The sequence below is a fragment of the Bacteroides sp. OM05-10AA genome, assembly GCF_003439055.1.
Lineage (GTDB): Bacteria > Bacteroidota > Bacteroidia > Bacteroidales > Bacteroidaceae > Bacteroides > Bacteroides intestinigallinarum.
Genome location: NZ_QSUR01000001.1, coordinates 451,607 through 472,243 on the forward strand (window position 1 = coordinate 451,607; position 20,637 = coordinate 472,243).

Genomic DNA, 20,637 nt, shown 5'->3' on the forward strand with positions numbered 1-20,637 from the left:
TAAAGACAACATGAAAAAGATACAAGTTTTATTTTTCACCCTGTTACTTTGCTTGGTCGCTGTCAATCTGTATGCACAGGAACAAGGCAAAATAAGCGGTAAAGTATTATCCACCCTGAATGTTCCGATTGAGGGTGCGGTAATATCCGTCACCGGAAGCGAAAATGTCACTACGGATAAGAGCGGAGTTTTTCAAATTGAATGCAAGAATCTACAGAAAGCCACTATTTCTGTCTGGGCTGCCGGATATTATACAGTGCTTCAAGCAGTGGATAATCGTAAGGAGATGACGATCATTATGATTCCTGAATCGGAATACAAATATAATGAAACAACAGTATTGCCTTTCCGTATTGAAACGAACGAAGTGACTACTTCTGCAGAGAATATCACTAAAAAAGATTTCGTACCTGCTGGTATGAAGATAGATCGCGCTTTGGCTGGACAGATTGCAGGTTTGCAAGTAACCCGTGGCAGCGGTATGCCAGGAGAGGGAAGTTTCATCAATCTTCGCGGAACACGTTCTTTTGTGGGTAATAATGCTCCACTGGTAGTCATCAACGGCATTCCTTATATACCGGACGTAAATGATTCACCATTGATTAACGGATTGAGCCGTAATATCTTTCAGGCTTACAACCTCAATGATATTCAAAATATCACCGTTTTGAAAGGTGCGGAAGCGGCTTTATATGGCTCTATGGGTGCTAACGGTGTCATTCTGATTGAAACAGATGGTGCTACATCGGAGAATATGAACACGGAAATCAGTTATTACGGTCAGTTTGGTGTCAACTGGAATAACAAACGTATGCCCTTGCTGAATGGTATAGATTACCGTTCTTATCTATCAGACATGGGAATGAGTTATTTCGGAAATATGGATGAGTTCTTTACCGAATTCCCTTTCATGAGCGACCCAACTAATAGTAGATACGCCAACTATTACAATAACAATACGAACTGGCAAGATGAAATCTACCGGAGCGGATTTGTGACAGAAAATCTGTTTCGAGTAGAAGGTGGTGATGCTATCGCCAAATATGACTTGTCTTTGGGCTACTCTAAAGAAGACGGAATACTGAAAAGTACTCAGCAGAACCGCTATCATACACAGTTGAACGGAAACTTCTTAGTAAGTAAGAATTTTGAAGTCTATGCTACTGTCGGATTGGCATATATCAACGGTAATTATCAAGAACAAGGGATGAATGTGCGTACCAATCCTTTACTCGCCGCTTATGCGCAGTCTCCGTTGCTTGCTCCCTATCAGAAGGCTGATAACGGAGAATTTACTCCGATTTACTCCGACTACTATTATGGAATCAGCAAAAATATGGACTTTGCTGTAAGTAACCCGTTAGCCATTGTCAATGACTTGGATGCGAACAGTCGCCAATATGATGTGAATATTAAGGCAGGTTTCAATTATAAAATATTTCCCGGTTTTTCTCTTAATGGTGTCTTCGGGCTTTATTATAACTATAATAAGGAGCATATTTTCGTTCCAGGCAGAACAGATTTTACTATCGTTCCTACTACAGATACATATGGTACTGAAGAAAATACGATACGGGAAGGTGTAAACGAAACGACTAATTATTTTTATAACCTAAACGCACGCTACAGCAAGCAATTCAGTAGCCGTCATGCTTTGAATGCTATGGCAGGAGTGCAAATATTGACCACTCTGCAGGAATACGACGGGGCGTACGCTCGCAACACAACCAATGACTTCTATCAGGTACTGGGTTCGGCTGATGCTATCGGTCGTTATTTCGACGGTTATCAGAATAAATGGAACTGGGCTAATATTTATGGTCACATTGACTATACTTACAATAATGTATTGAATGCTGCATTGAATATGTCTATTGACGGTTCTTCAGCTAACGGAAGATACACCAACCATTTCCGAGTATATCCGTCGGGCGGAATCACATGGATGGCGAAGAATATGTCTTTCCTTATAGACAAGGATTGGATCACCCGTCTGGATTTGCGTGCAGAATACAGCCTGACAGGAAACAGTCGCTTTTCTTCCAATTATGGAAAATCTTATTATAGTAGTTCACCCTATATGGCTGTATCGGGTATTATGCGTACCCAAATCCCGAATACGCATTTGAAACCGGAGATAACTTCCCAGATGAATTTAAGTCTGGATGCTTCTTTCTTGAGAAACCGTATTAGTCTGGGAGTAGATTATTATCGTGGCAGAAGCAAAGATGTAATCATGAACATTGGAAAATCTGCGATCTATGGAACATCTGCTTACTATGCAAACGTCGGAAAAATTGATAATAATGGAGTGGAGCTTTCATTACAAGCTTCCCTCATTCGTATGCGTGACTTTGAATGGATTGTAGGAGGTAATATTTCTTTCATGGAGAGTAAGATTAAATCATTGGGCGGAAATAGTCAGGAAACTGTTCAATATAGTGACGGTTCGATGATAGTAAGTCGTGTAGGTGGAAATCCATATGAATTCTACGGATTGCAAGCAAACGGTGTCTACTCTACCCAAGCGGAAGCGAGTGAAGCCGCATTGATCAACAGCAGCAATCAGGCATACAGTGCTGGTGATGTACGTTATGTAGACCAGAATAATGACGGACGTATTGATTCTAAAGATTATGTATCATTGGGTAGTGCCACTCCTGATTACTTTGGAGGGTTCTATACCAATATTCGTTATAAGCATTTCTCACTGGCGGCCGAATTCTCTTATTCAAAAGGAAATGAAGCATACAATGCGGTAAGAAGGACATTGGAATCAGTTTCTTCTTTCTCTAACCAAAGTGTAGCAGTGACTAATCGTTGGAATGTAGAAGGACAGGTTACTAGTATTCCACGCGCTAGTTATGGAGATGCTATCGGTAATAACAACTTCTCTTCCCGTTGGATTGAAGATGCATCTTTCCTGCGTATGAAGAGTATTACGCTAAGCTATAATTTCGACAAACCGGTTTGGAATTTCTTCCGTTCAGGAACAATTTACGTGACAGGGGAGAACCTGCTGACCGCTACCAAATATTTGGGAATGGATCCGGAATTCGCTTATTCATCAGGTAGCAATGCTACACAAGGATTTGATTATGCGAAAGTGATGCAACCGAAATCTGTCAAACTGGGTATTAACTTGAAATTCTAATTATGAAGATGAAAAAGATATTATTAAACGTTGCTTTTATTCTGACGGCTGCCTTATTGGGAGGATGCGATGACTTCTTCAATCCTGATACGGATGTTACATTGGATAATGAGGATTATATATCAGAAGAAAGTGAGATGTACTCCGGCTACATTGGTATCATGACCAAAATGCAAGCCATTGGAGACAAAGTGATTTATTTGAATGAACTCCGGGGAGAAATGGTGGTGCCGACTGCAACGGCACCCACAGAACTCTACAATTTGTACAATTACGATGATGATTTAAGCGGTAATTCATACGCAGACCCTTCTGGATTCTACGAAGTAGTAAATGCTTGTAACGATTATCTTCGGAAATTGAAAGCATACGAAGAAAAGAACTCTATTAATGAAAGCCACTATAAAGCATTAGTTAGTAGTACGCTACGTATCAAAGCATGGATGTTTATGACAATCGCTAAAATCTACGGAGAAGTGGCATGGGTGGACAAACCAATGACTTCGTTGAGAGACCTGTCACAGTTTGATATATTGAATCTTGACGAAACGATGGTAGCTTGCAAGAATCTGTTAGATATTGGTTATGACAACATTGACGGGACTTACGAAACAGCGTGGAAAGACTGGGTGGACCCGGATACAGAACTGGCAAATAGTGAATATCGTCGTTGGGATATGATGACTCCTCCTTACTATGCTATATATGCAGAGATTTGTTTGTGGTTAGGCAGATACCAGCAATGTATCAACCTGATACTTAATAAAATGAATAGTATATATCAAAGTACCACGAATCAATCTATTGCTTTCTTACGTAATGATATGTTGTTCAGCCATTATACCAATTTCTTTAATAACGAGACTCCGTATGACTATGAATCGGCATCTGCAATTATGTATGACTATCAAAACAGGCAGACGAACAGCCTGCTGAAGCATTTCGACTCTGATTATCCGAATAAATATTGGCTGGCACCAGCAGAGGTTGCTGTAGAACGTTTCAGAAATAATGAATTCGGGCCGCTGGGCAATAAGGATAAAGATTTCAGAATGGGTTATACGGTATCTGAATACAATGGTAAATGGGTTATCAGTAAATTCCGTCCAACTTCTAAACCTGTACGTAACGCTTATCGCGATGATGTATTCGTATATACTTACCGCGGTGCAGACCTTTATTTTATGTTGGCGGAAGCATTCAATCAATTAGGCAGAAGATCTGTAGTAGACGCACTGATTAATGTAGGGGTCAATGCTTACTCTAGTGAGTTTGATATTGATGAAGAAGGTACTTATTCCGGGAATTGGTATGGTATTACTCCTCATTGGACGAATAACAGTACTGTATATTATTATTCAAACGGGACAACAGGTATTGGTAGTCGTAAATATGGTGACAGAGGGATTCGTGGAGTAGAAGTAAGCTATAGTAACCTAGGAGCACGTACCTTCACATCTAATGTGCAAAATAATGACGAAGAAATATTGAAAGAAATGATGTTGGAAATGGCGTGCGAAGGAAAAGTTTATCCGGCTATGATTCGTATGGCGAAACGTTATAAAGATAATAGTTTCATGGCGAAATATATTTCGGAAAAGTATGAAAGTACTGGCAATGCTGCAGCCATCCGTTCCAAAATAATGAGTGGAGATTATTTCATTAAATGGAAGTTAAAATAAAAAATCCTCAAATCATTCTTGGGTGTGGATTAGGTTGGGGTGACGCGGATTTTTGAATGAGAATCCGCGTCATTGTTTCAAATATAAATACTTTTGCAAATAACAATAACAAAAAATGATGAAAACATTAGCAGCATATATTGCAGCACTTCTTGTTTGGACAGCTTGCGGAGACGGAAAACAGTCCGTTATTGACCGTGAGGCGCTGGTAGAAAGAAATAGTCCCGTTGTTACGGCATTCGATTCATTGGCTTCCCTTTCTGTAGGAAATGGAGAGTTTGCTTATACGGTAGATATAACCGGTTTGCAGACATTTCCGGACAATTACAGCAAAGGTGTTCCATTAGGAACGCAAAGTCAGTGGGGATGGCATAGCTTTGCCAATCCGGAACAACTCACTCCGGAAGAAACCCTGAAAGAGTACGATTTTGGGCGAGGGAAGAAAGAACTTTATGCCACACAGTTCAAAGAGAAAGGCAGACAGCAAGATGCCGCTAACTGGTTTCGTGTCAATCCACACCGTCTTCATTTAGGGATTGTCGGTTTCGACGTGAAAGAAGATACAGATATTGAACAAGTGACTGATATTCATCAGAAACTTTGTTTGTGGAATGGAAAAATTGAGAGCAGGTTTAAATTAAATGGTGAAGATTATCAGGTGGAGACTGTCTGCCATCCTTCCAGTGATATGATTGCTGCTCATATAACCTCCAAGGCACATACCGGAATTTGTTTTCGCTTTCCGTATCCTACAGGAGGACACTGTGATGATGCTTGTAATTGGGAAGCCATTGATAAACATACGACGACGATTGTTACTCAAAATGAATCTTCTGCAGTCCTGAAGCACACTTTAGATAGTACAGAGTATTATATAACTTTGCATTGGGAAGGGAAAGCGACTTTGAATGAAAAAGCAAAGCATTATTTTGTCCTGACCCCGATAGACGACAAATTGGCTTTTACCTGTGCTTTTACTAGTGAAGCTCCTTCTACGCAGACTGTCACCGTGGAACAGATTCAGGAAGAAGCAAAAAACTATTGGAACTCTTTCTGGAAAGAAGGTGCGGCTGTTGACTTTTCGGCATGTACGGACCCACGGGCAAAAGAACTGGAACGACGTGTGGTACTTAGCCAATATTTGCTTGCTATTCAGAGTGCAGGTACTACTCCTCCGCAAGAGACGGGACTTACTTATAATTCATGGTTTGGTAAATTTCATCTTGAAATGATCTGGTGGCACGAAGCTCAATTTGCTCTTTGGAATCGTAGCAACTTACTTGACCGTACATTAGGCTGGTATGAAAAGGCTGAACCGATAGCGCGTCAAATAGCCCAAAGACAAGGGTTTGATGGTGTTCGCTGGATGAAAATGACCGACCCTTCAGGAACAGAAGCCCCTTCCAAAGTAGGAAGTTTTCTGATTTGGCAACAACCTCATCTAATTTATTTGGCAGAATTACTTTATCGTGCCGATCCGACTAAAGAAGTACTAGAGAAATATAATCGTTTAGTACAAGAGACAGCTGAATTTATGTATTCCTTTGCTACCTATGATGAACTGGAAGGACGCTATGTGTTGAAAGGTGCCATCCCCGCACAAGAAACGTTACGTGCTGCAGAAACAATTAATCCTCCTTTTGAACTTTCTTACTGGCATTTTGCAATGCAGACCGCCCAACAATGGCGTGAGCGCATGGGGCAACAGCGTAATCTGGAATGGGATGAAATGCTCGACAAACTTTCACCTCTAGCTTATAATGCAGATGGACTTTATTTGGCTGCTGAAACAGCCATAGATACTTATAAAGATATTCGTTATACTTCCGACCACATGGCAGTATTAGGGGCAGTCGGTATTCTTCCGATGAATAAACTTATCCGGGAAGATTATATGAAAAATACATTGCACTGGATTTGGGATAACTGGAATTGGGGTAAAACCTGGGGATGGGATTATCCGATGACGGCTATGAATGCTGCCCGTTTGGGTGAACCGGAAAAGGCCGTCGGAGCTTTACTGATGGATAAACGCACAAACACATACTTGCCGAATGGTCATAATTATCAGGACGGTCGTTTACGTATTTATTTACCGGGTAATGGCGGCTTGCTGACTGCTATTGCGATGATGTGTGCCGGTTGGGACGGATGTACGGAGACTAATCCGGGATTTCCGAAAGATGGAACTTGGAATGTCCGTTGGGAAGGATTGAAGCCATTACCATAATCAAACACAAAAAAATATGAGTTATTTTCATCTGAATCTTATTTTAAAAGGAAAGCTGACAGTTTGTTGCCTCTTGATGTTGCCGGCGATACCATTAAATGCTCAAAGAGAGGCAAAGCAGATCGGTGACTTTAAAGAATCCATTTCCTTGAATGAACATCTGCGAGGTACAAAAAGGACGTTGCAATATCGTCCCGATGGTGATGAGTTTGTTTGTGTCAATGGTAAGAATCGGTATACCCGTGCTTTGTACGGTAGTCACAGTCCCTTTCGGGTAGAAACAAGTGACCGACCGGTTTTTGCTTTTTATAATAACGGACGCGGAGGAAATATAAGTTTCAAAGTCATTCTTCGTGACGGAACAGAATTGGCGCTTGACTGCACCGGGCATTGTGAATCCCGTTATTCGGCTGGAAAACGTACCTATTATTTGACGGACCCGTCTTGGGGAAAAGGAGAACTGCGTATTTCTGTATTGGCATTAGCCGATATGGATGGAGCTATTTGGCGTTTTTCTCCTTCGAATATGCCTAAAGGAGCTATACTTCGTTGGCAACATGGGGGAGCTACCGGAAAACGTTTGAGTCGTAATGGAGATATGGGGGTAGATCCGGCTGATTGCTTCGAACTTCCTGTCGAAGCGACTGACCTTGTCACTGGTGAACTTCCCTTGCAGAAAGAAGTATACTTGGTACGTGGGGAGGTTCCCGAAGACTATAATGTCCGTAAACTCTATCAACAAGCGGAGGCAGCTTCTTTGGCATTGGCTTCTCATTTGAAGATAGAAACGCCGGACCCTTATTTGAACACTTTGGGTGGTGCATTGGTCGCAGCTGCCGATGGAATTTGGGATGGGCAAGTCTGGTTGCACGGTGCTATTGGCTGGCGTATGCCATTGAGTGGGTGGAGAGCCGGGTATACCGGTGATGCTTTAGGATGGCATGATCGGGCACGTACTCATTTTGATGCTTATGCGGCCAGTCAGGTGACTGATGTTCCGAATACAATTCCGCATCCGGCACAGGACTCCACAATGAATCTGGCACGTTCGGAAAAACGTTGGGGAACTCCTCAATATAGTAACGGTTATATTTGCCGGAATCCGGGGCGCAATAATCAAATGCATCATTATGACATGAATCTTTGTTATATGGATGAACTCTTATGGCATTTCAACTGGACGGGAGATACAGCGTATGTCCGTAAAATGTGGCCTGTAATTACCCGTCATCTTGCTTGGGAAAAATTAAATTATGATCCGGACAATGATGGCTTATATGATGCTTATGCTTGTATCTGGGCAAGCGATGCACTTTATTACAATAGTGGTGCTGTCACCCATTCATCAGCTTACAACTATCGTTCCAATAAAATGGCAGCTTTTCTAGCTTCCTTGATAGGTGAAGATTCTGTACCTTATCAGAAGGAAGCCGAACAAATATTGAAAGCGATGAATAAACGCCTTTGGATGCAGAGTAAAGGTTGCTGGGCGGAGTATCAGGATTTCATGGGACATCGTCGGCTTCATGAAAGCCCGGGATTGTGGACTATATATCATGCACTTGATAGTGAAGTTGCTGATCCTTTTCAGGCTTATCAGGCTACGCGCTATGTCGATACGGAAATACCTCATATTCCCGTATGTGCCGATGGACTGGAAGAGGGATATGCAACGATTGCCACTACCAATTGGTTACCTTATTCCTGGAGTATCAATAATGTGGCTTTTGCAGAGGTGATGCATACAGCTTTGGCTTATTTTCAGGCAGGACGTCCGGAGGAAGGATGCCGACTGATGAAAAGCTCCTTTCTGGATGGTATGTATCTAGGTAACAGTCCCGGCAATTTGGGGCAAGTCAGCTTTTATGATGCTGCCCGTGGAGAGTGTTATCGTGACTTTGGAGATCCGATAGGGGTAGCTTCCCGATTACTGGTACAAGGATTGTATGGCATTTTACCCGATGTATTGAACGGGAAGATGGTGATTCGTCCGGGATTTCCCGCAGAATGGTCAAAAGCTTCTATTTCTTTGCCTGACATAACCTATCACTTTGTCAGGGAGAATGATACAGATATTTACCGGATAGAGCAACGTTTTAAGGCACCTTTGGCATTGACATTACAAGTGAATGTCGGGAGAGAAAGGATTCATTCTGTGAAAGTAAATGGGAAAGAAGTTGACTGGAGCTTTGCGGAAGCTGCTTCCGGTTATCCGGTGGTTGTTATTCCTGCTTCTTCTGCCAAAAAAGCAATTGTTGAAATTGTGTGGGAAGGAAACAGTCTGAATCCGGTTCTGCCTGAAATACAGGCGGAGGTTTTAGCGGAGATCCGTGTTCCATCCATTTTAGGGGCGGTATTCGGTGAAATATATGATCCGCAGGGAGTTTTGGTACAACCGAACGTTAGTGATACATCTATTAGAAGTAAAGTCAACGATCATTTAGGGCATCATACTTTCTTTGTTCGCATGAAACAGGGACAAATGGAATGGTGGCAGCCTGTGAATATACAAATATCAGAATTAGAAAAATCATCGGTCGTTCTCCCTTTCTCACAGGTGAATACATTAGAGTGCCGGATGATAAATATGGATTCTCTGTTCAATGCGAATGTTACTGATATTTTCCGGAATAAGTATCTCACTCCCCGTTCACCTTATACCACTCTATCGCTTCCTATTCAGGGCATTGGTGAGTGGTGTCACCCGAAACTAACAGCTGATATTGATGATGCAGGTTTGCGTGCCTTGGTACGTGATGAGATGCTGACTACCAAACTGGGTGTGCCATTCCGAACATTGGCTCAAGGAAGCAATATTGCTTTTACTTCGTTGTGGGATAATTATCCCGACAGTTTGAGTATTCCGCTTTCCGGTAGAGCTTCTCATGCCTATTTGATGATGGCAGGTAGTACTAACCACATGCAGTGCCGCATTGCTAATGGTATCATTCGTGTATTCTATACGGATGGTACTTCCGATGTGCTGGAATTAGTGAATCCGGATAACTGGTGTCCTATTGAGCAGGATTTCTATGTCGATGGTCAGGCATTCACTGTATCTTCTCCTCGTCCTTATCGTATTCATTTCAAGACAGGTATGGTAAGTAATGACTTGGGAAAAGACTTAGGAATAAAGGGTGTTTATGGACGTTCCATTGAGGGGGGAGCGGGCATACTTTTGGATATGCCTTTGAATCCTTCTAAAGAATTAAGCCATCTGACGTTGGAAACACTTTCGAACGATGTTGTTATCGGCCTGATGGGAATTACAATTCAATAAAACAAAAAATAAATGATTAAAAAGAGATGCATTATGATGAGAAGAACTATTTATTTACTACTTATACTGCTATTTGTGGCAGCGGTAACTTATGCGAATACTGTTGATTTTGATAAGGCGTTTAAAGAAAGTGCCCGCATCGAAAAACAGATTAAACGGACCTCTTTTCCGAAACGAACATTTCTTATAACAGATTTCGGAGCAAAAACAGATGATGAGACTAATCCTTGCCATGAAGCAATAAATCAAGCTATTCTACAGTGTAGTCTGGCAGGAGGTGGCACAGTAATTGTGCCCAAAGGAACTTTCTATACCGGACCTGTCACTCTGAAGAGTAATGTGAATTTCCATCTCGAAGAGGGAGCTGTCTTGAAATTCTCTACGGATCAGAGCCTTTACTTTCCTGCTGTGTTAACCCGTTGGGAGGGAATTGATTGCTATAACGCTCACCCCTTGATTTATGCCTATGGCGAAAGTAATATTGCCATAACCGGAAAAGGTATAATTGACGGACAGGGTAGCATGGAAACTTGGTGGCCGATGTGTGGAGCCGTAAAGTATGGTTGGAAAGAAGGCATGGTGGCTCAACGCAATGGAGGTCGTGAACGTCTGTTGATGTATGGTGAAACATCTACTCCTGTCTACAAGCGTCTGATGAAGCCGGAAGATGGTATGCGTCCGCAGCTATTGAACTTACATTCCTGCCACACCATCTTGATTGAAGGTGTTACTTTGTTAAATTCTCCTTTTTGGGTGATTCATCCTCTTTTCTGCGAGAGCTTGATTGTTAGCGGAGTAACTGTTTTCAATCGTGGACCTAACGGAGACGGATGTGATCCTGAATCTTGTAAGAATGTGTTGATAGAGAATTGTACATTTGACACGGGTGATGATTGTATTGCCATTAAATCAGGACGTAATGAAGACGGGCGTAAATGGAATATTCCCAGTGAGAACATTATCGTACGTGGTTGCATGATGAGGAATGGACATGGAGGAGTAGTGATCGGCAGTGAGATTTCCGGTGGTTACCGTAACTTGTTTGTAGAAGACTGCCGGATGGATAGCCCGAATCTGGATCGTGTCATTCGTATTAAGACGAGCACTTGCCGTGGAGGACTTATAGAAAATGTATATGTGCGTAATGTAACGGTAGGACAATGTCGTGAAGCTGTACTTCGCATCAATCTGCAATACGAGAACCGGGAGAAATGTAAGAGAGGGTTTGACCCGATTGTCCGTAATGTGCATTTGAAAAATGTGACTTGCGAGAAGAGTAAATTGGGGGTGCTTATTATAGGGCTGGAGGATGATAAACATGTATATAACATCAGTGTAGAGGATTCTCATTTTAATAATGTAGCCAAAGGAGTAAATGATATTAAAGGGGCGAAAGATGTGACTTTCAAGAATCTTTATATCAATGGTGAATTGGTGAAATAGGGCATAATTGTAATAGATAAAAATCCAGCTATGAATGAAGAAGAATGGAAGACTGTCTATGACGTACAAATCTATGTTACATCTTTATCCGCAATAAGTGATTGTGATTGGAATAAATTAGAATTTTGGATAAATCTTCATCAGGATGGTTTTATCTATAAATTGAGGCATTATTATCCTATACTTTCTGAAGATGATATACATATTATTCTTTTGTTACGTATTGATTTTAGTAATGTGCAGATTTCAGAGTTATTTCATATTCTAGGAAGTTCTTTTCGAATACGCCGTAGTAGATTGAAAAAGAAAATGAATGTTTCTTGTGAATCTATTACTGATTTTATTAAATCATTACGTTTAGAATGATCTTTCTTTAAAAACCATATTTAAATGCGTATACATTGGCTGTGTATACGCATTTGTATACGGTTGAAATTTGTATTTCAATTTATAAATGTCGTCCTTTGTAACAACAAGAGCGATAAACTTTTCTTCGTACTAATATTATGGAAAAATATAGCTCCTTATCTTATGTGATATAGATGGAATTGGAAGTGAATTATACAATTTTTACAAATATATGATATTGCTCTGAAAAAGATATTCAAAATTAGTAATCTCTAAAAGTAATTCTTATGAAAAAGTGAAATTTTGGCTTTGTTATGATTGGATTAGCCTTTCTAATCAGTATTTTAGTACTTAGTTGTCAGACGGATGAAACTGACGAATACTCTCAACAGGCAGTAGATGTGACTGCTGCTGATCTTTTTATTGCTTCGGAAGCTTATCAGAATTTGGAAAAAGAAATAGGAAAGGACATGAGAAGAGAACGAAACGCAATCTCTAAATTGTCTAAAGAAGACTTGGAACAATATCGCTTACTCCGGAAAAATCTGCTTAATATCGAGACTCGTACCGAAGCAATTACTCAATTAAAGATTCTGACAGGATATGATTATCAAGCTAACCGTAATCGTATTTCTTCTTTGGTCAGGGACGTTTTTAAAGATGCTGATTTTACTAAATTAGAATTGATGAGGGCACGACAAAAAAGTCGAATGTACAAAGTCGTGATTACGCGAGCAGATACCAATGCAGAACTACGTGAAAAATGCAAAAAAGATTGTGCGGAAACGGCCAAAGAAGAAATAATGGAATGTCATAATCATTTTAACGAGAATATTGAGGATTTACCTGCGAGTGAATTTCCCAATGGTGATAATTATAAATTCTGGGTAAAAGTAAGAGATGCTTGTCTATCGGCTGCAGGAACAAAAGAAGGAAATTGTGAAAGCAGTTGTGATAAAAGCTATCCAGATGAGGAGTAAATTTTAATTGTAAGAGTAATATTTAATAGCCGTAATAATGAAAAAATATCTATTTATTTTTATTTTCGTATCTATAGCCCAGCTATTCTATGGACAAGAAAAATACACTATCCAGGGTGAATTACCCGACCATTCGTTAGATAATAGTTATTTGCGTTTGACTAATAGTTCAGCTCTTAGTCAAGAAAAAGAACGAATTAAACATTTATTTATTGATAGTATATTGGTGGTTGACGGGAAATTCCATTATGAAGGTGTACTTTCACAAAAGCCATTCTTGGCGTATCTTTATAGTGCAGGGACAAAAAGAAAGATGTTGGATTTCGGCCTGTATTTTATAGTTGAGCCTGGTAATATTCATATCCGCATCGCTAATTGGGCAGATGAGGGTGTGGTATCAGGTACTCCTATTAATGAAGATTATAATACCTATATGATCACAAGGAGAAGTATGGAAAATCAATTACTCTTTTTAGAGAAATATGCCCAATACCCGGATGTCGTACGGTTCCACTTATCTTTTTTATTGAACGGACGAAGAATGTCAAGGGATCCTAATTTTCCAAAATATCTACAGATTCTCGACCGAATGCCTAAAGCAGATCGGGATATTCTTTTGGCTTGGCTGGACTATACTATTAAAAAGTATGAATATGAAAAAAAAACCAAACCATTATTGGACAGTATACGTAACAATGCCCCTCGTTTCATCGAGACTATTCCGAGTAATTCATCATCAACAACGATGAAAAATAAGTAGAATTTTAGTCTTATTGTGATTTGTGTGACGTGTTTTTGATTATGAAATTGACAATCAGCGGGAGAATAAGTGTTCTATATGTTACTACCTTAAAAATAGTTTTATGAAAAAAAGCAAAGCTTTCTTGAATATGGTTGTGTTAACCTTTTTAATAGCTATATCTATGCTTAGTTGTCAATCGAATGATGATTATTTGCAAATCGGAATAGGCAATTGTGAGAGTAGTAATGGTACGTGTCCTATAACCGTATTTCATTAGGCTTTTTATACATCCATATTTAAGTTATAATCTAATATGAAAGTAAAAAGGCAAATTCTTGTTCTATTTTTGACAATGCTGGTAGAAATTCCGATTCTTTCTGCCCAAAGCAAAAAAGAACAAAAGAAACAAAAGGCGGAAGTTGTCGGAAAGATTGTTACATCAAAAGTCTACAAGATAAATGTAGGTATTTGCATTCTTCCATGTAAAGATCCTATATTATTGAATGAGTCTGATTATTCAATAGAAATTAAAAATGATTCTATTTTTTCTGATCTTCTTTATCTCGGTCAAGCTGATATACCATATAGGAGAGGAGCTGAACTTTACTTTCAGGCTCCTTTGAAAAAATATACTATGGATATAGATAAAAAGAAAAATGCTCACATCAAGTTTTCAGCAAATACAACAATAGGTAATTGCAACTTTTATATTAAGGTATATTCCAATGGAAGTGCGAGCATTTATATCACCTTGCAGCAGGGGAAAAGTATCAATTTTTTAGGAGAATTAAATATGCGAAGAGAAGAAACGGAGTCTCTGTAACACTTAATTATTATCATGAGAAAATATCTATTCATATTTATGTTTGTATCTATAGCCCAACTATTTTACGGGCAAGAGAAATACACGATTCAAGGTGAATTTCCTGATAATTCGCTGGATGGAAAATATATAATACTGACCGATAAATCTTTTCTTCCTGATGAGTACAAACGTAAATGGAAAGCATCTGATGATGAAGTAAAAATATTGGTAACTGATAAAAAAATCTATTATGAAGGGGTAACTATGCGTAAACCTTTTTTGGCGCAAATCTATTATGATAGACCAACATTCAGTGGTCAGACAAGTGCGACTTCTTTTGTAATAGAACCTGGGAATATCCATATCCATATAACTGATTGGTATGAGGAAGGAAACGTATCGGGTACTCCTATCAATAAAGACTATGCCACTTGTGTCATTGAACGGAGAAATTTGGTAAATAGAGTTTTGCGAACTATTAGGTTAGAAGGGCAGACTCAAAAGGATGATAATTTCCATTCTTTTAATTCTGCATTTGAATGCTTCGAAGAAGGTGAATTGGCTTTCTTTGAGAAATATGCCAAATATCCGGATGTTATCCGAGTAATGTTATCTCGCTATTTGGAAGTTAAGGAATTAAATAAAAGATTGGTGGATGCTAAATATTTACGTATTCTTGACTTAATGCCCAAAGCGGATCGAGATATTTTGATAGAGTGGCGAGAGTATACAATGAAGAGAGAGGAGTATTGGGCAAAGAGAAGAGCGTTGACCGATAGTCTTAATCGTAATGCTCCTCGTTTTATTGAAAGACGGGTAAATAATATGCTTGATATAACTGTAAAATGATTTTATAGAGTTAAAGTGTAATTAATATGAAAGAGAAACTGTTTTTTCTCATTATATTCGTATTTTCTGCTCAATTGCTTTTGGGGCAAGAGAAATTTACGATTCGGGGTGAATTCCCTGATAATTCTTTAGATGGTAAATATGTGTTATTAATAGATAAATCGTATCTTCTTGAAGAAAGGGAAGGACAAAAACAAGCATACGGCAACAGCATAAAAATAAAGGTGATTGGCAAGGAATTTTTTTACGAAGGAACTGTCACACGAAAGCCTTTTTTTGCACAAATATCCTATGATGGACCACCGTTCCATAAAGGGACTGATATTAATCTTTTTGTGGAACCGGGTAATATCTATATTCGTATGGTTGATTGGGACGATAACGCTAATGTATCGGGCACTTCCATCAATGAAGATTATGATACTTATATTCTTGAGCGAGAAGCCCAATGGAATGCTGTATATTGGAATAGAGAACGTAGAAAAATGGCGAAAGATAGTACTAATATAGAGAATTGTAAGCTATTGGATATATCAGAAACTGAACAGCGTTCAGAAGGTCGGTTTACTTTTCTTGAAAAATATGCAAAATATCCGAATGTCATCCGAGTCATGTTGGCTCGTGATTTAAGGACAAAATACCCGATTAGGGAGCCTGAACTCTCTCAATATTTACGCATTATCGATTTAATGCCCCAAGCGGATCGAGATGCTTTTTTATCATGGTGGGATTATATTATGAAAGAACGAGAATTTAAAAAGAAGAGCCGAATGATATTAGATAGTTTGATCGGTGATCCACCCCGTTTCATCGAGACTATTCCGAGTAGTTCATCATCAACAACTATAAAAAATGAGTAAAATCCTTGGTTTTATTGTTATTCTGCTGATTTGCGTTTCTTGCAATCCAAAAAGGAAGGCAGAGATGTCCCTGTCTTCCTATACACACGATTTCGGAATAATTAGTTCTGATATAATTTGTCGTGATAGCATTACAATCACCAATGTTGGCAATGCCAGGTTGGAAATAGGAGAGATCGAAACTGGATGTGGATGTACACAAGCATCGGTGGAGAAGTATGAATTAAATCCTGATGAATCGTGCTCGCTTCATTTTTCTTTCAATCCGAAAGGAAAGGGATTGGGAGCGAAAGAAGAATTAATTATTATCAATGCAAATACAGACTCCCTCTTTTATATTCTGCAAGTTAAGGCAATTATTCAGTGATAATGTTTTTACGTTTTCTTTTTTACTTATCACCACCTTATACTTATCGGCTGATTGGTTTATGGATAGGTATTTTATGCCTAAAAATATAAGTTTCGTTGTCGGCATCATAGTATGGGGAGGTATTTGCATAGGGAACTGGAAGCGAAAAATTAGCCTGTTTGTTGATTTTCTATTTGTGTCTTTTACTGTTTTTATGGGATATGTTTTCGTTTGCAGTCTCTTTACATCACAATATATACACAGTGTATACATCGTATCTGGATGGATTCTTTTTGTGTTGATGCGTAATGGAAAAAATCCAACAGAAACATTTAATAGCATTTTAGCTGTCGTTGGAGTTTTGTCGGCCTTGTATGGCTTGCTGCAATATGTAGGGTGTATAGAAACTCAATCTTATTTTTCTGTTACTGGTTCTTTTGATAATCCCGCCGGATTTGCAGCAAGCATCGTTCTCTGTTATCCTTTTCTTTTGTGCCAGACTTCTAATGGAAAAAGAAAAACGCTCAAGTTTATGGCGTGTCTTCTCCTCATTATAGTCGTTATCTTATCCGGTTCGAGAACAGGGATACTTACTTTATGCGTAGTAACACTTCTTTTTTACGCTCTCCGCTATCGGAAGTTAATTCATAGAAGGCGCATCTTTTTTATTAGCGGAGGCACTTTGTTGCTAATAGGTTTATTCATTGGACTGATTTATCTGAAATCAGCTTCCGCTTCCGGTCGTGTTCTGATTTGGAAAGTATCTGCCGGATTGTGTAAGGAAAATATGATTCGAGGAAATGGACTTGGCTCTTTTAAGGCGGATTACATGCCGGAACAAGCCAAATATTTGTCTTCTTTTCATGCTGCTGAAAGTGAAAGAATGTTAGCAGGGAATACGAATCATTCATTTAACGAGTATTTGTTGTTGCTGATTGAACAAGGACTTATAGGAATCGCTTTATTCTTATTGTTGTTGGTTGCTGTTTTTCGAAGTAATGTGTCATTTGATACTCCAGCCTTACTAGCAATTGTTTCTATTGCTATATTTTCCTGCTTTTCTTATCCATTCAAATATGCTTTTGTTTGGTTCATGACTATCTACTGCCTCGCTTCACTTAATCAACCGGAGGTTGTTTTACGAACAATACGTTTCAACAAGCCATTTTTATTGATTATTCTTTTTATATTCTGTTTTTTTTCGATTAAGAATATTCTTTTCGAGCGTACATGGAAACGAATTTCGTTGGTTGCAGAAAAGAACAATGGTTTGCTGGATAACGAATTATCTGTATTTACCAAGCTATATGATGAGTGGAATGGCAATCCCTATTTCTTGTACAATTATGCATCAGAATTGAAGAATGTGGAATTGTACAAACAAAGCGTCAACATATTCTTGCATTGCGAATCTTATATCAATACATATGACCTGCAAATGCAATTAGCTGATAATTACTATCAGATGGGGTGTTGGGAAGAGGCTGAAAGACGCTATAAGCTGGCACAATTTATGTGTCCTAGCCGTTTTCTTCCATTACAAGGACTTTTGAGGATCTATGTAAAATCTGATAACTGTATACTTGCCGAACGGGTTGCTTTAGAAATAATCAATAAACGGATAAAGATACCATCTTACACTGTTGCTATCATACAGGAAGAGGCCAGAAACTATTTGCGCAAAAAGAATATTTAATTATAAACTAACAATCATACAAAATGAAAGCTACATTCATCTTTCTTTTTCTTGTTTTGCTTTTCAGTTGTCAAAGCTCTGAAGAAAAACAGTTGGAAAAGGTGCTGACACTGTCAGGCAACAATCGTTCGGAACTCGAAAAAGTGTTGGAGCATTATAAAGAAAATGAAGCCGATAGTTTGAAACTTAGAGCTGCCAAATTTTTGATAATGAATATGCCCGGACACCAGTCGTATATAGGGAAAGATATTGAGGAATATTATGTCGAAGCTGAAAAGATAATCTTTTCCGACAGAAAGATTGATGAACAGGTGAATGAATTAAATAATTTGTTGTTAGAGTTTCCATCAGATGATTTTGAATTTAAGGAAGATTACTCTATCATAAAGGCCAACTATCTGATAAAAAGTATAGACGCGGCTTTTGAGGATTGGCAACAAGGGAGTTGGGCAAGAGGCATTGCATTCGATGAATTTTGTGAATATATGCTTCCTTATAAGTGCGTAGAGTTTCAGTTTTTTGATGATTGGCGCAATGTGTTGAAACCGATAGCTAATGACACGTTATCTGATTATTTTTATAACGATATCTGGAATAAAACACCTTATTATGCGGCAGAAGCTATTAATATCAAATTGCGTGATACCATTATTGTCGATTTGAAAAAGCCTTTGAAGTGGCATGCGTTATATAAGGTTCCGTTTTGGTGCAATATTCCTTCCAACTCTTGCGAGACAAGGACAAATACAGCTTTAGCTATCATGCGTAGTAAAGGTTTTGCGGTTTCGTATGATTTCGTTTTGCAGTGGCCTACAAAAGCGCATGCGCATTCGTGGCTAAGTATTCTGATAGATCACGATCGCCGAATGGTATGTGAAGGAGGACATGAACCTTTCTTAGCTTTCCTACGACCAGGCGAATGCAAAGGAAAAGTATATCGAAGAACGTATTCTCCCAATCAGGGCTTGGTCCGGTTGAATGAGGAAGCTGGCAGTGTTCCGAAAACGTTGCGTAATGTGTTTATGAAAGACGTTACAGATGAATATGGGACGACTATTAACCCTGCTTTTCCTGTACTTTCCGGGGAAAGAGAACGCAGAGAAAAATATGCGTATCTGGCAGTATTTGATAATGAAAAATGGATTCCTATTTGCTTTTCTGAAATAAAAGAAAGTAAGCGGGTTACCTTTGATAAAGTAGAGAAAGGAGCAGTCTATCTGCCGGTATATTATATAAACGGAAGGGTTCGTCCGTTCAATTATCCCGCTTTGTTGAATGAGAAAGGTGAACTGGAGTTCTTGAAACCTGACAGCGCACATAAAAGAAGCATTAGTCTAAAACGGAAATATCCTTTAACACGTAAAGCGTTTACCGCAGCACTCCGTTTAAAGTACAGCATGTTTCAAGCTGCCCAAAAAGAGGATTTTAGCGATGCTGTTACAGTGCATACGTTTAAAGAGTATAGCGTATCGGGTAGCGTGAATATAAGCGATACCACAAAGTATCGTTATTGGCGTTATATCTGTCCTAAACCATATCGCTGTAATATTGCAGAATTAATGTTCTTTGATAAAGGCAATAAGAAATTGACAGGAACAATTATAGGTTCTGAAGAACGAAGCAAAAATCCTCACTATAGCCGTTCTGCAGCTTTTGACTTGAATCCGTTGACTTTTTTTGCATCTAAAACGTTGAGGGATGGCTGGGTTGGATTGGATTTGGGCAGACCGGAATCTGTTGGAAGAATAGGCTATATGACACGTAATGATGACAACAATGTTCGTATTGGTGATACATACGAGTTGTTTTATTGGGATATGGATGGTTGGCATTCAATACAGAAAAAAGTAGCGGATGATTTTGAACTGACATTCCATAATGTCCCGCAAAATGCTTTGCTGTTATTAAAAAATCGAAGTAGAGGAAAAGACGAACGAATTTTCTTATATCGAGATATTAAACAGGTGTGGTATTAATTCATCGGTAAAATACATATGTAGAATTGGAATATGAATCATCTTATGAAATGGAATCGACAGCGATATAATAATACGATTATGCCCCAACACTGTAGTTTCCACATTCTCATTCCCCCTTCACCTTTCATTGCAAAAGCTGATGAATAAAGCGATACAGGGTGAAGAAGCTGCCTTTCACCTATGCTTTCATATTGTAAGCGTCTCCGCGATTCTATCTTGTCGTCCTTTTTTCATTCTTAT

At 39.0% G+C, this 20,637-nt stretch carries 14 protein-coding genes; all 14 read left to right on the top strand.

Features of this window, described 5'->3' with window-relative positions; translation table 11 throughout:
* Positions 1 to 10: 10 nt before the first annotated feature.
* The 14 genes from DXB58_RS01430 to DXB58_RS01495 all read left to right on the top strand — a co-directional run bounded on the left by DXB58_RS01430 (position 11) and on the right by DXB58_RS01495 (position 20,394).
* A complete protein-coding gene (locus DXB58_RS01430; RefSeq protein WP_122135670.1) occupies positions 11 to 3,154 on the top strand; it encodes a SusC/RagA family TonB-linked outer membrane protein in 3,144 nt (1,047 codons plus the stop codon).
* Complete coding sequence (locus DXB58_RS01435; RefSeq protein ID WP_122135671.1) at positions 3,154 to 4,836, top strand: RagB/SusD family nutrient uptake outer membrane protein; 1,683 nt, start codon at positions 3,154 to 3,156, stop codon at positions 4,834 to 4,836. The genes DXB58_RS01430 and DXB58_RS01435 overlap by 1 nt, the downstream gene beginning before the upstream one ends.
* Before the next feature lie 118 nt (positions 4,837 to 4,954).
* On the top strand, positions 4,955 to 7,066 hold the full coding sequence (locus DXB58_RS01440) for a hypothetical protein (protein ID WP_122135672.1): 2,112 nt from the start codon (positions 4,955 to 4,957) through the stop codon (positions 7,064 to 7,066).
* A gap of 16 nt (positions 7,067 to 7,082) precedes the next feature.
* Complete coding sequence (locus tag DXB58_RS01445) at positions 7,083 to 10,346, top strand: DUF4450 domain-containing protein (RefSeq protein ID WP_122135673.1); 3,264 nt, start codon at positions 7,083 to 7,085, stop codon at positions 10,344 to 10,346.
* A gap of 33 nt (positions 10,347 to 10,379) precedes the next feature.
* Complete coding sequence (locus DXB58_RS01450) at positions 10,380 to 11,789, top strand: glycoside hydrolase family 28 protein (RefSeq protein ID WP_199487894.1); 1,410 nt, start codon at positions 10,380 to 10,382, stop codon at positions 11,787 to 11,789.
* Between the two features lie 30 nt (positions 11,790 to 11,819).
* A complete protein-coding gene (locus tag DXB58_RS01455) occupies positions 11,820 to 12,155 on the top strand; it encodes a hypothetical protein (protein WP_122135674.1) in 336 nt (111 codons plus the stop codon).
* Positions 12,156 to 12,451: 296 nt separating this feature from the next.
* Positions 12,452 to 13,117: a hypothetical protein gene (locus tag DXB58_RS01460; RefSeq protein WP_233527211.1), complete on the top strand. Its 666-nt coding sequence runs from the start codon at positions 12,452 to 12,454 to the stop codon at positions 13,115 to 13,117.
* A 37-nt stretch (positions 13,118 to 13,154) separates the two neighbouring features.
* On the top strand, positions 13,155 to 13,877 hold the full coding sequence (locus tag DXB58_RS01465) for a DUF4369 domain-containing protein (protein WP_118032528.1): 723 nt from the start codon (positions 13,155 to 13,157) through the stop codon (positions 13,875 to 13,877).
* A 295-nt stretch (positions 13,878 to 14,172) separates the two neighbouring features.
* On the top strand, positions 14,173 to 14,682 hold the full coding sequence (locus tag DXB58_RS01470) for a DUF4251 domain-containing protein (protein WP_122135675.1): 510 nt from the start codon (positions 14,173 to 14,175) through the stop codon (positions 14,680 to 14,682).
* Positions 14,683 to 14,697: 15 nt separating this feature from the next.
* Positions 14,698 to 15,513 (top strand): DUF4369 domain-containing protein, encoded by an 816-nt coding sequence (locus DXB58_RS01475; RefSeq protein ID WP_122135676.1) that lies wholly within the window; start codon positions 14,698 to 14,700, stop codon positions 15,511 to 15,513.
* A 26-nt stretch (positions 15,514 to 15,539) separates the two neighbouring features.
* The gene (locus DXB58_RS01480; protein ID WP_122135677.1) at positions 15,540 to 16,373 is read left to right on the top strand and encodes a DUF4369 domain-containing protein; all 834 of its coding nucleotides are present in this window, start codon (positions 15,540 to 15,542) and stop codon (positions 16,371 to 16,373) included.
* The gene (locus DXB58_RS01485) at positions 16,366 to 16,740 is read left to right on the top strand and encodes a DUF1573 domain-containing protein (RefSeq protein WP_122135712.1); all 375 of its coding nucleotides are present in this window, start codon (positions 16,366 to 16,368) and stop codon (positions 16,738 to 16,740) included. Before DXB58_RS01480 ends, DXB58_RS01485 begins: the two co-directional genes overlap by 8 nt.
* Positions 16,741 to 16,816: 76 nt before the next feature.
* On the top strand, positions 16,817 to 18,418 hold the full coding sequence (locus tag DXB58_RS01490) for an O-antigen ligase family protein (RefSeq protein ID WP_233527212.1): 1,602 nt from the start codon (positions 16,817 to 16,819) through the stop codon (positions 18,416 to 18,418).
* A gap of 23 nt (positions 18,419 to 18,441) precedes the next feature.
* The gene (locus DXB58_RS01495) at positions 18,442 to 20,394 is read left to right on the top strand and encodes a discoidin domain-containing protein (protein WP_122135679.1); all 1,953 of its coding nucleotides are present in this window, start codon (positions 18,442 to 18,444) and stop codon (positions 20,392 to 20,394) included.
* The last annotated feature ends 243 nt before the right edge of the window (positions 20,395 to 20,637 follow it).